This is a genomic window from Allobosea sp. RIT-PG3_2 (assembly GCF_057321085.1).
Map to the genome: position 1 here is coordinate 61,395 of NZ_JBXWCA010000004.1, position 14,499 is coordinate 75,893.

At 67.0% G+C, this 14,499-nt stretch carries 13 protein-coding genes; 2 read left to right on the forward strand and 11 right to left on the reverse strand.

The window, feature by feature from the left end; all coding sequences use genetic code 11:
• Positions 1 to 109: 109 nt before the first annotated feature.
• The 10 genes from AC2FAN_RS13615 to AC2FAN_RS13660 form a co-directional block, all read right to left on the reverse strand.
• Positions 110 to 463 carry a hypothetical protein gene (locus AC2FAN_RS13615; protein WP_265050799.1) on the reverse strand — a complete coding sequence of 118 codons (354 nt, stop codon included), beginning with the start codon at positions 461 to 463 and terminating at the stop codon, positions 110 to 112.
• A gap of 495 nt (positions 464 to 958) precedes the next feature.
• Positions 959 to 1,732, reverse strand: coding sequence for a 5'/3'-nucleotidase SurE (surE, locus tag AC2FAN_RS13620; protein ID WP_485174682.1), 774 nt, complete (start codon positions 1,730 to 1,732; stop codon positions 959 to 961).
• Between the two features lie 3 nt (positions 1,733 to 1,735).
• Positions 1,736 to 2,884, reverse strand: a complete 1,149-nt coding sequence (locus AC2FAN_RS13625) for an MBL fold metallo-hydrolase (RefSeq protein ID WP_485174684.1) — start codon at positions 2,882 to 2,884, stop codon at positions 1,736 to 1,738.
• A 10-nt stretch (positions 2,885 to 2,894) separates the two neighbouring features.
• Positions 2,895 to 3,986 carry an ABC transporter ATP-binding protein gene (locus AC2FAN_RS13630; protein ID WP_476805465.1) on the reverse strand — a complete coding sequence of 364 codons (1,092 nt, stop codon included), beginning with the start codon at positions 3,984 to 3,986 and terminating at the stop codon, positions 2,895 to 2,897.
• Positions 3,974 to 5,686 (reverse strand): ABC transporter permease, encoded by a 1,713-nt coding sequence (locus tag AC2FAN_RS13635; protein ID WP_485174687.1) that lies wholly within the window; start codon positions 5,684 to 5,686, stop codon positions 3,974 to 3,976. The genes AC2FAN_RS13630 and AC2FAN_RS13635 overlap by 13 nt, the downstream gene beginning before the upstream one ends.
• A gap of 17 nt (positions 5,687 to 5,703) precedes the next feature.
• The gene (locus tag AC2FAN_RS13640; RefSeq protein ID WP_485175236.1) at positions 5,704 to 6,672 is read right to left on the reverse strand and encodes an ABC transporter substrate-binding protein; all 969 of its coding nucleotides are present in this window, start codon (positions 6,670 to 6,672) and stop codon (positions 5,704 to 5,706) included.
• A 146-nt stretch (positions 6,673 to 6,818) separates the two neighbouring features.
• Positions 6,819 to 8,048 (reverse strand): dihydrolipoamide acetyltransferase family protein, encoded by a 1,230-nt coding sequence (locus AC2FAN_RS13645; RefSeq protein ID WP_485174689.1) that lies wholly within the window; start codon positions 8,046 to 8,048, stop codon positions 6,819 to 6,821.
• Positions 8,048 to 9,070 (reverse strand): alpha-ketoacid dehydrogenase subunit beta, encoded by a 1,023-nt coding sequence (locus AC2FAN_RS13650; protein WP_265050792.1) that lies wholly within the window; start codon positions 9,068 to 9,070, stop codon positions 8,048 to 8,050. Before AC2FAN_RS13650 ends, AC2FAN_RS13645 begins: the two co-directional genes overlap by 1 nt.
• Positions 9,060 to 10,088, reverse strand: a complete 1,029-nt coding sequence (locus AC2FAN_RS13655; RefSeq protein WP_485174691.1) for a thiamine pyrophosphate-dependent dehydrogenase E1 component subunit alpha — start codon at positions 10,086 to 10,088, stop codon at positions 9,060 to 9,062. The genes AC2FAN_RS13650 and AC2FAN_RS13655 overlap by 11 nt, the downstream gene beginning before the upstream one ends.
• Positions 10,085 to 11,446, reverse strand: coding sequence for an NAD(P)H-dependent oxidoreductase (locus tag AC2FAN_RS13660; RefSeq protein ID WP_485174693.1), 1,362 nt, complete (start codon positions 11,444 to 11,446; stop codon positions 10,085 to 10,087). Before AC2FAN_RS13660 ends, AC2FAN_RS13655 begins: the two co-directional genes overlap by 4 nt.
• 157 nt (positions 11,447 to 11,603) lie before the next feature.
• Here AC2FAN_RS13660 and AC2FAN_RS13665 point away from each other — a divergent pair, with 157 nt between their 5' ends.
• Together AC2FAN_RS13665 and AC2FAN_RS13670 are read left to right on the forward strand one after the other, a co-directional pair.
• Positions 11,604 to 12,611 carry a sugar-binding transcriptional regulator gene (locus AC2FAN_RS13665; protein ID WP_485174696.1) on the forward strand — a complete coding sequence of 336 codons (1,008 nt, stop codon included), beginning with the start codon at positions 11,604 to 11,606 and terminating at the stop codon, positions 12,609 to 12,611.
• A gap of 12 nt (positions 12,612 to 12,623) precedes the next feature.
• Positions 12,624 to 12,980 (forward strand): hypothetical protein, encoded by a 357-nt coding sequence (locus AC2FAN_RS13670; protein ID WP_265050788.1) that lies wholly within the window; start codon positions 12,624 to 12,626, stop codon positions 12,978 to 12,980.
• 154 nt (positions 12,981 to 13,134) lie between these two features.
• Here AC2FAN_RS13670 and AC2FAN_RS13675 read toward each other — a convergent pair whose 3' ends face one another.
• Positions 13,135 to 14,361 carry an MFS transporter gene (locus tag AC2FAN_RS13675; RefSeq protein WP_485174698.1) on the reverse strand — a complete coding sequence of 409 codons (1,227 nt, stop codon included), beginning with the start codon at positions 14,359 to 14,361 and terminating at the stop codon, positions 13,135 to 13,137.
• Positions 14,362 to 14,499: the final 138 nt, after the last annotated feature.

Sequence of the window (14,499 nt, forward strand, 5' to 3'; positions counted from 1 at the left end):
TCGGGTTTGCAGGTGCCCAGCATGCCCAATGCTCCGCGCGGATCGCATGGAGCAGCGCATGCCAGCTCGATAGACGTCGCATCCTTCGCGGCGATCGCAGCGATCGGGCTCAGGTCTTGGGCATGCCGAGAGTTTCGGCACAGGCCTTTGCGACCGCCGAGTCCGCCGACGTGCTGCCGACCATCGTGGCCCAGCCGCCCTTGGCGATGAAATCGCCCTGACTCCACGAACTGATCTTCTTCAGTTCAGAGAGTGCGGCATCGGCATTGGGTTGCTTTTGAAAATTGCTCACGCAGATCGGCGACAGGACGGAGACAACGGCGTTCTCGGCTCTCAGTTTCGCCAGGCGTTCACTTGACGAGGCCGTTGACCAGCCGCCCCAAGTGAACCCGACAACGGCAAGGGCAATCGCACCACCAACGGCGCCCCAGATGGCAGGCTTGGTTTGTGTGGGGATTTTCATGGCACAGCCTTCCGTTCTACGGAAGAAAACACCTTCCGAAGAACATAATAGCACATTGCGGCGCAAAATATTTATAATAATTCACTTTTAAAGCTGAGGCCGAATATTCCGATTTATCTGGTAACTTCCTCATCAATCCAATTGATTAATCAGGTTTTGCGCGAAAACGATCGGTCATCGAGACGCTATTTGCCGCTGAAATCGCTAGAATATTAGAGATTGCGACTGCGGGCTGTGCAACAAGACCGATCGCGAGTGCCAGGCGCGCGGATACTGGTCCAGAGAGCGTCGTGGCCGAATTCGTCATGCCAATCCACTCCGGTGGGCGATCGACGAGATCGGCGCAGAGATCAGTTCGAGGCTGTCCACCGGGCGCCGTGCCGGCTCAACGGCCAACAGGCATGGCATTCCAAAGACACATGCGGGCGGAGGCCGGCGCGGCCTGGATTGCTCGCGGTGCCCGTTCAGGAGCTCGCTGCCATGGAGATCCTCTTCTCAGACCGGCGAAGCGGAGGTCCGAGACAGGGCTGTGTTGAGATCGGCGGCGAGGTCCGCGTCCAGCGGAGCGCCGTCGCTCCAGCAATGGCGGACGATGGCGATGCGGCCGGAATCGATCAGGCTGTTCTCGTCGCCCGGGCGGCTGGTATGCGGCCGGCCGCGGCGGATGCGCCAGACGATGCGGTCCCCGTCCTCGGCCTGTACGTCGGCGGCGCCGGCGATCTTGTCGCGGCCGATCGTGGCGAGGCCGATCGTGGCCGGAAGCTCCTTCGGCAGGTTGACGCTGAGATAGGCGCCTTCGCGGCTCCAGGCGGCGCGGCGCTGCCAGAGATTGTCGATCAGGGCCGCCAGCGCGGCGACATCCCGCTCCTCGGACGTCCCGCCCTTGGTGCGGGAGAAGCCGATGGCGGGAACGTCCCAGAAGCTCGCCTCGCGGGCGATCGAGAGCGTGCCGGAATAGGCGGCGTCCTCGGCGGCGTTGCGGCCGTCATTGACGCCGGAGAGCACGAGGTCCGGCTTGCCGCCGTCACGGAACAGCACGGTCATCGCGGCAACGACGCAATCGGCCGGCGTCCCGTCGAGCGCATGGACCTGCTTTTCGCGACGCGTCAGCGTCAGATCGCGATCGAAGGAGAGGTGATGGCTCGCCGCCGTCCATTTCCGCTCGGGCGCGACGACCCAGATGTCGGTGGCGACACGGGAGGTTGCCCGTCGCAGCAACGCGATGCCGGGGGCGTCGATGCCGTCGTCATTGGCGATCAGGATACGCATGGGTCAGATCTCGATGATATCGCCGGGCTTGAGGTCGGCGATGAGGTTTGGAATGTCGGCTGCGAGCGCGCGGGCCGTCGCCGCATCGCAGGAATGGGCGAGGACGCGGCCAGCCCCGCTCGCCGCGGCGATGGCCGCGTTCTCGGCCAGGGTCGGATGGGTCGGGAAGCGCAGCCAGTCCGCCGCTCCGGCAGCACGCATGGCATCGGCGGGGCTGCCTTTGGGGACATGGCCGGTCAGCAGCACCGGGTGCCCGTCGCGGCGTGCCTGGGCAAGCGCGGCCTTGGACGGACCCGAGAGCCCCATGCCGTCGTCGCACAGCAGCGCCGCCGGCGGCAGCTTCTGCCCTTCTTCCCACAGTGACGCCTCGGCGAAGCGCGCCGACAGCAGGTCGACGCTCCCCGGTTTCAGCCAGGCGGAGGCCGCTATCTGTTGAGCCAGTGCGGCGTGCATCGACTGGTGGATGGCGATGGGGCCTTCGATGAGCCCGATCAGCTCGATGGAACGGCCGGATAACGGCGTCGGCAGTACGGCGCCCTGCGGATGCCCCGCGAGCCAGCGCCTGATGGCAGCGCCGCGTTCGGCCGCCGGGATACGGTCCTCGCCATAGGAGGCATCGACCAGCAACAGGTCGCAGGGCGGCAGCGGGTCCATGGCGAAGACCGGGCTCGCCGGCACGACATCGCCGCAATAGCCGACGCTACGACCTTCCGCACTCAGATGGCACCAGACGCCGCCGACGACATGCCCGCTGCGGCCGGTCCGGACCGTGATCGGGCCAATCCCGAAATCCTCGCCAGCGGTGATGATCTCGGGCTTGGCCTGCTTGGCAAGCGCGCGCTCCTGCGGTGTCGCATAGGCCGCGAGTGTGGCGTCGGTTTCGGCGGCACTCTCGGCCGTCATCAGGATGCGGCCCGAAAAGCCGTTGGCGATGCACCAGCCGAGGGCCGCGACATGGTCCTCATGCGCATGCGTCACGACGATCGCATCGAGCCGCTTCAGTTCGTCAGGCGTGATCGCGGGATAGTAGCCGGGCCCTCGCGGCGCGCTGGTGTCGACGCCGACATCGAGCAGAAGCCGGGTTCCGCCGTGTTCGATACCGATGCAGGTCCGGCCCTTCTCGCCGATCCCGCCGTGGATCTTCAGTTTCATGCGGCCGGTCTCACGCGGCTTTGTCCATGATTCCGGCTTCGGGGATAACCCAGCCGTCATGGATCGCGATGCGGATCGCGTCGCCGGCCTGGGCCGGCGTGGGTTCGGCGGCATCGAGATGCAGCACGAGATCGTTGCTGGCTGCGGGGCGGGCTTCGAGCCTGAAGAACCCACCCTGATAGGACAGGCGCTCCACCGTTCCGGTGAGCCCTTCCGCGCCCGCCGGGGCAATTCCGATGTCGCGCGCCCGCAGGCAGAGCTTCGCCTGGTCGGTCACGGCCTGGTCCGGCCGGCAACGCACCACCGCCTCGACGCCGAGCACGCTGACCTTGCAGCGGCCGGCCTGGGGCGCCGACAGCACCGTCGCGGGCAGCACCATGCCGTCGCCGATGAAGCCGGCAACGGTGACGTTGGCGGGCTCGCGATAGAGCATCGAGGGCGTGGCGAGCTGGAGCAAACGGCCCCGATCCATCACGGCGATGCGGTCGGCCAGCGCCATCGCCTCGGCCTGATCGTGGGTGATGTAGACCATGGTGGTGCCGGTGCGCTCATGGAAACGGGAGAATTCCTCCTCCATCGAGGCGCGCAGGTGGACGTCGAGATTGGCGAGCGGCTCGTCGAGCAGCACCAGCGAGGGCTCGGTGACGAGGCAGCGGGCGAGCGCGACGCGCTGGCGCTGGCCGCCGGAAAGCATGCCCGGCCGGCGCTCGGCGAAGCCGTTCAAGCCGACGAGATCGAGGGCCGCCGCGACGCGACGCGCCCGCTCGGGATCGCGCACGCCGGCGACGGTCAGCCCGTAGGCGACGTTTTCCGCCACCGTCATATGCGGCCAGAGCGCATAGGACTGGAAGACGATGCCGAGCTTGCGATGCTCGGGCGGAACATGCTGCTCGGGGGAGGAAACGAGCCGGTCGCCGATGCGGATCGCACCGCCGTCGAGCTTGTCGAAGCCGGCGATCTGGCGCAGCAGCGTGGTCTTGCCGCAGCCGGAAGCGCCGAGGACGGCCAGGAACTCGCCGTCCTCGACATCGATCGAGACGTCGTCCAGGGCGATATAGGAGCCGAAGCGCTTCTGCGCCCGGTCGATGGTCAGTCGCGCCACGGCAGGACTCCCTGGGGCAGTTTTTGGGCGAAGAGGGTCGTCGAAGCCATCAGGGCGACCGTGACGAGCACGGTGATCGTCGCCAGCGCCGAGGCGTAGGTGGAATCGCCGCCCTGCTCGAAGGAGAAGACGACGACGCCGAGCGTCTCGGCCCCGGACGACCAGAGTAGCGCGGACACCGTCAGCTCGTTGAAGGCGGTGAGGAAGATCAAGAGTGCGCCTGCCACCGCCGCCGGCGCGACCAGCGGGAAGATGATGGTGACGAGGCGGCGCGGCAGGCCGGCACCGGCGATCTGCGCGGCCTCCTCCAGCGTGCGGTCGATCTGCAGATAGCCGCTGACGATCGGCCGCAGGCCGAGCACGAGGAAGCGGGCGAGATAGGCGAAGACGATGATCCAGACCGTGTTGTAGATCGAGACGCCGAGCACGGGCAGCGGCTTCAGGAAGAGCAGGATGGCGGCAATGGCGAGCACCACGCCGGGCATGGCGTAGGGCAGCTCGGCCGCGAGGTTGAGCAGTCGCAGAGCGCGCGACTTCTTCCAGACGATGAAGTAGCCGAGCGGCACGCAGATCAGCACGATCAGGATCGCGGCTCCGGCCGACATCAGGAAGCTGTTGACGAAGGCGCGCTTCGAGGCGGCGTGCTCGAACAGCACATAGGCGTAGTTCGCGAATGTCGCGGTCGCCGCGTTAAGCGGCACGCCGAAGGCCGGGATCAGCGAGGTCGAGAGCAGGCCGAGGAAGGGCAGCGCCAGGACGAGGATGGCGAAGGTCCAGATCAGCGTCTCGACCGGCGCGCGCCAGCGCCCGAGCTCGAAGGGCCGGGCGGCGCTCGAGGTCGTGGTGATGCGGAAATCGCGACGGCGCATCATGAAATCCTGCAGGAGGATGCCGACCATGGCGATGATGCCGATCAGCAGCGACAGGATCGCGACCTCCGAGAGCACGCCCGGTCCGAGGCCCGCGAGGCGCTGGTAGATCAGCGTCGGCAGAACGAGGAAGTTGCCGGGAATGCCGAGGAAGGCCGGGATGCCGAAATTGCCGAGGCAGGAGACGAAGCAGAGCGCGATGCCGGCGACGAGCGGCGGCGTCATCAGCGGCAGCACGACGGTGCGCAGCACGGTGAGCGGGCTGGCGCCGGCGGCAAGGCCGGCCTCGATCAATTCCTTGGGCAGGGCGCGCAGGCCGGCGCGCAGCGTCAGGAAGACCAGCGGCGCATATTGCAGCCCGAGCAGCAGGATGATGCCCTCGCGCGAATAGAGCGGGTTGCGGCTGCCGAGCGGCGGCGCCATGCCGATCAGCTTGAGCAGCGTGCTCGACGGGCCGAAGAGCTGGAGCCAGGCGAGCGCCGTGACCTGCGGCGCGATCATCAGCGGCAGCACGAAGCAGAAGGTGAAGGCGTTGCGGGCGCGGATGTCGGTCAGCGTCGCCAGCAGCGCGACCGTGCCGCCGATCAGGACGGCAAGCACGGTGCCGGATATCGCGGTGATCAGGCTGTTAGCGGTCGCCGTCCAGGTCGCCGGGCTGGCGAGGACCTTGCCGAGCGCCGTCGTCGAGAGCTGGCCGCCCGGGGCAAGCCCCTCGACGACCAGCCGCCCGATCGGCAGCAGCGAAAGCAGCGCGACGAGACCGACGAGCCCCCAGAGGAGGCCCGTCTCCTCGACGCGCGTGCGCAGCGTCGCGGTATCGGCGAGGGACATGCGCACCCGTCCGGAGCTCAGTTGCCGAACATCGTGGCGAAGCGGGCCTTGTCGGCCTCGGTCGCCTTGACCACGGCCGCGATGTCGGAGGCCATGACGTTGATCTTGGTGCCCTCCGGCAGCCAGGCGGGCGAGCCGACACTCGGCTTGGCCGGGATGTAGCCCATCGAGAGCGCGAGCTTCTGCCCGTCATCGGAGAGGATGAAGTCGACGAAAGCCTTGGCGGCCGCCTCGTTCTTGGTCGATTTCACGATCGCGACGGGTTCGGTCACGGCCGGAGCGCCTTCCTTCGGGAAGACGAAGTCGATCGGCGAGCCCTGCTTCTTGGCGTTGTAGGCCATGAAGTCGACCAGCACGCCATAGGCCTTCTCGCCGGTGGCGACCGAGCGCAGCACGGCGCCGTTGCCGCGCACGGCGACAGCCTCGTTGGCTTTCAGCCCCTCGAAGAGCTTCCAGCCGAGATCGGGGCGGGCCGTCATGGTCGAGAGCATGATCGCGGCCGCACCCGAATAGAGCGGGCTCGGCATCGAGATCTGGCCCTTGTAAGAGGGCTTGTCGAGATCGGTCCAGGAGGTCGGCTTCTCCTTGGCGGCGGTGTTGTAGGCAATGCCGGTGGTGATCAGCTTCGAGCCGAAATAGGTCTTGTCGGCGTCGAAGGAGCCGGCCTGCAGGCCGTCGGTCTTGGCGCCGGGATAGGCGAGAAGCTGCTTCTGGCCCTTCAGGATCTCCATGCTCGCGGCATCGGCGATCAGCAGCACGTCGGCGCTGGGCTGGCCGGCCGAGATCTCGGCGGCGAGCTTGCCCATCACCTCGGTCGTGCCGGAGCGGAAGATATCGATCTCGACATTCGGGTAGGCCTTTTTGAAGGCCGCCGTCGTCTGGGCCGCATCCTTCTCCGGCTGCGAGGTGTAGAGCACGAGCTTGCCCGAAGGCGCTTGCGCGAAGGCCGGAGCAGAGGCGATCAGCGCGCCGAAGGCCGCCGCCATCATGAATTTGCGTCTCGTCTGGGTCATCATTTCATCTCCTCCGTTGTTCGCCGTCGACCTTTACGCCCGTTGCGATGGCCGATCTTGCACTGCGATGATCTATAGCCGGCAATTCGCGTCCTTGCTCGGCCGCGAACGCCCTTCAATCACAAAAGTACCTCGGGGCTTTCCAGCGCCTCGCGCAGATCGGCCATGAAGCGCGCGGCGGCGACGCCGTCGACGATCCGGTGATCCGAGGACAGCGTGAAATTCGCCATCGGCCTGAGCACGATCTGCCCGTCCCGACCCACCGGCTTGTCGACGGTGCGGCCGACCGCGAGGATCGCGCCCTGCGGCGGGTTGATGATCGCGGTGAAGCTGTCGACGCTGTACATGCCGAGATTGGAGATGGTGAAGGTGCCACCGCCGAGCTCTGACGGGGTGAGCGTGCGCTTCGCCATGCCGTCGCGCAGCCTCGCGAATTCGCGCGCCATCGCCGGCATGTCCATGCTGCCGGCATCGCGCAGCACGGGGACGACGAGATCGCCGTCACGCTCCATGGCGATGCCGATGTCGACGCGCTCGTGGAAGCGTGTCGCCTCGCCCTCGGCGGATGCGTTGATGACCGGGTGGTCGCGCAGGATGCGGGCGGCGATGCGGGCGATCAGCACGGTGATGCTGGGCTTGGGCGCGCCGATGCGCTCATGACGGGCGGCGAGGCGGCGCAGCAGATCGCGCGATGCGCTCATCTCGATCTCGGAGGTGAGATAGAAATGCGGCGCCGTGCGCATACTCTCGGAGAGCCGGTTCGCGACGATGCGGCGGATCGCCGAGAACGGCTGCAGCCGGCCTTCGGAAGCGCTCGCGGTGGCAGGCGGGGTCGGGCGTGCCTCCTGCGCCGGAGCGCAGCGGGGCCTCTGTTCCAGATGGCGCTTCACATCCGCTTCGCCGATGCGTCCGCGGGGGCCGGTTCCGGCCACGATGCTGAGATCGAGGCTGTTCTGACGCGCGATGCGGCGGGCGAGCGGCGTGGCGCGCAGACCGGACGTGGTGGATGCGGTCGGAGCCGGAGCGACCGGTGCCTCCGGCGGTGCGAGTGTGGCAGCCGCTACGGGAGCCGCAGCGGCTGCCGGCTCGGACGGCGTGGTGGCGGCCTCGCCGTCGAGGTAGATCCATGCGACGGGCGTGCCGACCGTGATCGGCACGCCGGTTTCGAGCTTGAGGCCGCGGATTGCGCCTGTTGCCGGCGCCTCGACCTCCATCACGGCCTTGTTGGTGCCGATCTCGAAGATCGTGTCGCCCTGGCGGACGAGGTCGCCTTCCTTGACATGCCAGGCCTCGATCGTGCCCGTCTCCATGTCCATGTCGACCTTGGGGAGGATGACCTCGACCGGCATCAGGCTTCCCCGCGGCGGACGAGGTTGGTGGCCGCGGCGACGATGTCGTCCTCCTGCGGGACGGCGGCCTTCTCCAGCACCGGATTATAGGGGATCGGCGCATCGGCGCCGCCGAGCCGGATGATGGGCGCGTCGAGGAAATCGAAGACCTCGCTCTCGGCGATCATCGCCGAGATCTCGGCACCGATGCCCATGGTCTTGACGCCCTCGTAGACGACGAGCAGGCGGTGCGTCTTGCGCACGCTCTCGGCGATGGTGGTGAAGTCGATCGGCCGGATCGAGCGCAGGTCGATGACCTCGGCCGAGATGCCATCGGCGGCGAGCCGCTCGGCGGCGGCTTCGGCCTTGCGGGCCATGATCGAGGAGCCGACGATGGTGATGTCCCCGCCCTCGCGGCGGATCGCCGCCTGACCGATCGGCACGCGATAAGCCTCGGCCGGGACGTGGCCCTTGGTCTTGTAGAGCAGCTTGTGCTCGAAGATCAGGACGGGGTTGGGGTCGTCGATGGCGGCGAGCAGCATTCCCTTGGCGTCATGCGGGGTGCTCGGCTGCAGGACCTTCAGCCCCGGCACATGGGCGAACCAAGCTTCCAGGCTCTGGCTGTGCTGGGCAGCGGCGCCGGTGCCGGAGCCGCCGGGCAGGCGCACCACCATCGGAACGCTCGCCTTGCCGCCGAACATGAAGCGGATCTTGGCCGCCTGGTTGACGAGCTGTTCCATGGCCAGCGTGACGAAATCCGAGAACTGAATCTCCAGCACAGGGCGCATGCCGGTGATCGCGGCGCCGACCGCGGCGCCGGCAATGCCGAGCTCGCTGATCGGCGTATCGATCACGCGGTCCTTGCCGAAGCGGTGGACGAGGTCACCGGAGACGCCGAAGGCGCCGCCATAGACGCCGACATCCTCGCCGAAGAGGAAGACGCGCTCATCGGCCTCCATCGCCTGGCCGAGCGCCTCGCGCACCGCCTCGGCATAGGACAGCTCGCGGATCTCGTTTGCGGCTTCGAGCGTGTCAGAGGGCATAGACGTCACGGGTCAGGTCTTTCGGATCGGGGTCCGGGCAGGTGCGGGCGAATTCGACGGCGGCGTCGATGTCGCGCTGGGCGTCCTCTTCCAGCTTCATCAGCGCGGTGGCGTCGAAGCGGTCATGCGCCTTGAGCTCGTCCTCCAGCCGCCGGATCGGGTCCTGGTTCCGCCACTCCTCGATCTCTTCCTTGGTGCGGTAGAGATTGCGGTCGCTCTTTGAATGGCCGCGCCAGCGATAGGTCTTGCACTCGATCAGGGAAGGGCCTTCGCCGGAGCGGGCCCGCGCGATCGCTTCCTTCGCCACCGCCGCGACGCCGGCGAGGTCGTTGCCGTCGAGGCAATGGCCGGGCATGCCATAGGCGCTCGCGCGGTCCGCGACGTTCGCCACGGCCATGGCGCGGTTGATGTCCATCGACATGCCGTATTTGTTGTTCTCGCAGACGAAGACCACCGGCAGCTTCCAGATCGAGGCCATGTTCAGCGCCTCGTGGAAGGCACCTTCATTCGAGGCACCGTCGCCGAAGAAGACCATGCAGACCCGGCCGTTCTTCTGGGCCTTGATGCTCATGCCGACGCCGACCGCGATCGGCAGGCCGCCGCCGACGATGCCGTTGGCGCCGAGGTTGCCGCCCTCGACATCGGCGATGTGCATCGAGCCGCCGCGGCCCTTGCAGTAGCCGGTCTCCTTGCCGAAGAACTCGGCGAACATCAGCTTCGGCTCGGCGCCGCGCGCGATGCAGTGGCCATGGCCACGATGGGTCGAGAGGATGTAGTCGTGCGCTTCGAGCGGCAGCGTCGTGCCGACCGCGCTCGCTTCCTGCCCGATCGAGAGATGCATCGTGCCGTGGATGAGCCCGCGCATATAGCTCGCCTCGGCGGCTTCCTCGAACTTGCGGATGAGGTGCATGCGCATCAGCGCGCGCGCGATCGTCTCGTCGTCGAGCGCGGCGAGCTCCGGCCGCTGGTTCGGCTTGAGCCCGGCGCTCGCCATCTCGTCTGTCTTGCGTGCGCTCATGCCTGGGCTCCGGAGGTCAGCGCGGCGATCATCGCGTCCTGGGCGCGGCGCACTTCGACGATCTTGAGCCGCTCGTCGGGGGTGGCGTCGGCCAGCGTGATCAGCTCACCCTTGCGGACGGGACGCGTCATCGTCGCACCCTGGGCGAGGCCGATCGGCAGGGCCTTGCGCGCCTGCGCATCGGCTCGCGACAAGGCGAAGCCGCGATAGCCGTATTCGCCGATGGCATCGAGCGTCTCGCCGGCGGCAAGGTCGCGCTTGGCAATGCAGCCGACTTCCGAGGTCGGTATCGGCAGCGGGCGCATATGGCTCTGGTTGAAGATCGTGGCTGCGGCGGCGGAGAGCGGCACTTCCAGGCTGGTCAGGTGATAGGGCCTGAAGAAGGAGTAGTAGGGGCCGGGGCCGAGATGCAGGTCGCTCATCCGCTCGCGGACGCGGGGATGGCGCATCTCGGCGATGGCGAAGACGCCGGGCGCGACGCCCTTGGCCACAGAGAAATCGACCACGCCCTTATGCGAGAGCAGGCCGCCCTCCTCCTTCGGGCAGAAATAGTTCTGCAATTCGTCCTTCGGCGCGGCCGGGCCGTGCATGCCGGGGGTATCGGGGGTGAAGCCGCAGGCATTGGCGATGGCGACCATCTCGACCATCGTCTTCGAGCCGTCGACGAACTCGACGAGCATGCGCGGGTTCATGTTCCGGCGCTTGGCTTCCTCGACATAATCGGCCGGGACGGCGTCGATGCGGAAGGGGTTGTTCTTGCCCTTGCCGGCAGCGACGACCGGGTAGCCCATGGCGCGGATGAAGTTGATCAGCTCCATCGCGGCGGCGGGCTCGTCGCCGGCGCCGAGCGTGTAGACGACGCCAGCCTTGGCCGCCTCGACAGCGAGATAGGAGCCGATGGTGATGTCGGCCTCGACATTCATCATCACGATGTGCTTGCGCGCGGCGATCGCGGTCAGCGCGACGCGCGAGCCGGCCTCGGGATTGCCGGTGGCGTCGATGATGACGTCGACCGAGGGCGAGCGGCAGATCAGGTCGAGCGAGGTCGTCGCGGCGATGCGACCCTTACGGCGGGTGGCTTCGAGCCCGGCTTCGTCGGAGACCGAATCGACCTCGCCCTTGCGGCCGGCGAGCGCGGCGGCCTCGGTGACGCGGTCAGGTGCGATGTCGGCCACCGCCGCGATCTCGATGCCGGTCATCTGCGAGATCTGCACGACGATGTCGGTGCCCATCTGGCCGGCGCCGATCAGACCGACGCGCACAGGCTTGCCGGCCTTGTCGCGCAGGTCCAGCGCCTCGGCCAGGGACAGGCCGGCGGCGGGCGCGCCGAGAGGCGGCTGCGTCAGGATCGCGGCCATGTCGTGACATCTCCCTAGGACATATGTTCTTTGACTGGCACAAAAGAACATAGCTTTGGTGCTGTCAAGCGCACAGATGTTCAAACAGGTTGCCTTCGGGGGCGTGATGCTGTGATGCTGCAGGAAGACAGCCGGAGGCGAGGCTGCGGGAGCAACGGTGGAAGACGCATTCGGAGCGGGACAGATTCACGGCGATGTGCCGGTCGCGGACGCCAAGGTCCGCGCCGCCTGGCTCTATTATGTCGAAGGGCTGACTCAGGAGCATATCGCCGAGGCTCTGGGCCTGAGCCGGATCAAGGTGATCCGCATGCTGGCGGCGGCCCGCAACGAAGGCCTCGTCAAGATCAGGATCGACGCGCGTTCGGCGCGGCAGGCCGGGTTGGAGCGCGGCCTCGTCACGGCCTTCGGCCTGGATGAGGCTGTCGTGGTGCCGGCGGCACGGGATCCGGCCAATGTCTCGTCGCTCGTCGGCTACGCTGCCGGCCTGTGGCTCTCCGACAAGCTGACGGACAACATGTCGCTCGCTGTCGGCTGGGGTCAGACGCTTAATCAGGCCCTGCGCGGCATCCAGCCGCGCCAGATCGAGGCGATGTCGGTGGTCTCGCTGCTCGGCGGGCTCACCCATTCGCGCAGCATCAACCCGTCTGCCGTGGCGCGCCGCGTCGCCGACATGTTCGGGGCGGATTGCTTCCAGCTCACGGCGCCGGTCTTCGTCTCGAATGCCGAGCTGCGAGAGGCGCTCTGGCGCGAGCCGACGCTGCGCGAGTTGCGCGAACGCGCCAGGGCGGCGGATATCGCCCTGGTCAGCGTCGGTGACCTCGTTCCGGGTTCGACCCTGTTTCGCGAAGGCCTGTTGCCGCAATCGGATTTGGCGTCTCTTAGAAAGGCCGGAGCCGTCGGCGACCTGGTCTGTCATTTCATCGATGCAGAGGGACAGCTGGTCGACCACCCGGTCAACCGGCGGGTCATGGCTGTAAGCCCCGCCGATCTGAAGGGGATCGGGCTCGTCGCGATCGCGGCCGGCGGTGCCGACAAGGAGGCGTCGATCCGCGCGGCTTTGCGGGCCAGCGACGCGAAGGTGCTGATAACGGACGAACGTGCCGCCGAGGCGCTTCTGAAAACCAGCGCCTCGCAGATTCAAAAAGAAGCGCGAATCAGCGCATAGGGAGCAGGTACCATGGCGAACAACTTCGAGCAGTTTGCTCGTAACTCGTTGCAATTTCGGCCGTCGGATATCCGCCTTGTCCTGGAACGGGTGCATTCGCACGTTGTGAAGCCGCGGATGTCCCCGGAAGAGCTGCTCGACGTCGTTCGGGGCCTCGGCTTTGAAACGGTCGAAGCCTTCGGCGATCAGATCGGGCTGGAACGGCGGACGGCAGAAAGCTGGGCCCGCTACGGGCTTTCGCGAGACGCCGCTCAGTTGCTGCTGGCCTTGCTGAGCTATCGGCAGCGGCTCGTCGACGCGATGGATGATTTCGAGAAGACGACGCAGATTCCGTTGGACGGCTTCTTCGAAAACCAGCACCTGCCGTGACGGCGGGTTCACGCTTCGAGACACGGCTGGGTCCGGATCGCGAAACGCTCCGCGACTGCTGACGCTCTATGTTCCAGGGTATCCATGGTCGGGGGACAGCGTCGAGCCCCCAGGCGCCGCTACGTGTAGCGACGCCTGACCTTGCCCGGGCGGGTCAATGCCCGGCCCGCGCGCCGGTCGGGTTGGTGCTCAATCGCGGCAGGAACCAGGCCAGCAGTCCGATCAGCGGAATGAACGAGCAGATCTTGTAGACCGCCTCGATGCCGATGATGTCGGCGAACTCGCCGAGCAGCGCTGCAGCCAGGCCGCCGAGACCGAAGGACAGGCCGTAGAAGAAGCCGCCCACCAGCCCGACGCGGCCGGGCAGCAGCTCCAGCGCGTAGATCAGGATCGCCGCGAAGGCGCTCGACATGATCAGGTTGATCAGGATCGTCAGCACGCCCGTCCAGAATAGATCGGCATAGGGCAGGATCAGCGTGAACGGCAGCGCGCCCAGGATCGAGAACCAGATGATCTTGTTGCGGCCGATCCGGTCTCCCAGCATGCCGCCGCCGAGCGCTCCCGCCGCCGAGGAGGCCAGGAAGAGGAACAGCATCACCTGCGAGTTCTGCACGGAAATGCCGAACTTTCCGATCAGGTAGAAGGTGTAGAACGAGGTGAAGCTCGCCGTATACGCGTTCTTCGAGAACAGCAGCACGATCAGGATCGTGATAGCAAAGGCGACCGAACGCCGACCGGGCCGGGCCGGTGCGGCGCCGGCTGGGGCCGCAGTCTTGGCGGGACGCGCCTTGTCGAGCCGGGCATAGCTCGCGGCGGTCCAGACCATCAGCACCATTGCGATGAGAGCCGCGACCGAAAACCAGGCGAGGCTGCCTTGCCCGCGCGGCACGATGATGAAAGCTGCCAGCAGCGGCCCGAGCGCTCCGCCCGTCTGCCCGCCGACCTGGAAGATGCCTTGCGCCAGCCCATGCTGCCCGCCCGAGGCATTGCGCGCCATGCGCGTCGCCTCCGGGTGGAAGATCGAGGAGCCGACGCCGACGCATGCGGCCGAAGCCAGCAACAGCCCGTAGCTGCCGGCATAGGACAGGCCCACGAGGCCCGCGAGCGTGAAACCCATGCCGACGACCATCGAATAGGGCATCGGATGTTTGTCGGTGTAGAGACCGACCGCGGGCTGCAGCAGCGAGGCCGATACCTGGAAGGTCAGCGTGATCAGGCCGATCTGCCCAAAATCCAGCCGGTAGCTTTCCTTGATGATCGGGTAGATCGCCGGGATCAGCGACTGGATCATGTCGTTGAGCAGATGCGTCAGGCTGAGCGCGATCAGCACAGGCATCATGGCGCTTTGGGTCGGGGAGGCGGTCGGTGCGCTGGCGGTCATCTCGGAAACTTCCGGCAGGTCTCCGGCAGGAAAGCTTTCCGGTAGACAGCAAGACGGGCTCTAGACGATCCCGAGGGCGCAGACAATTCGTTAGCCGGTCTGAAAGCAACGCGCGTGCTGCATGGCGCAGTCGAAGAG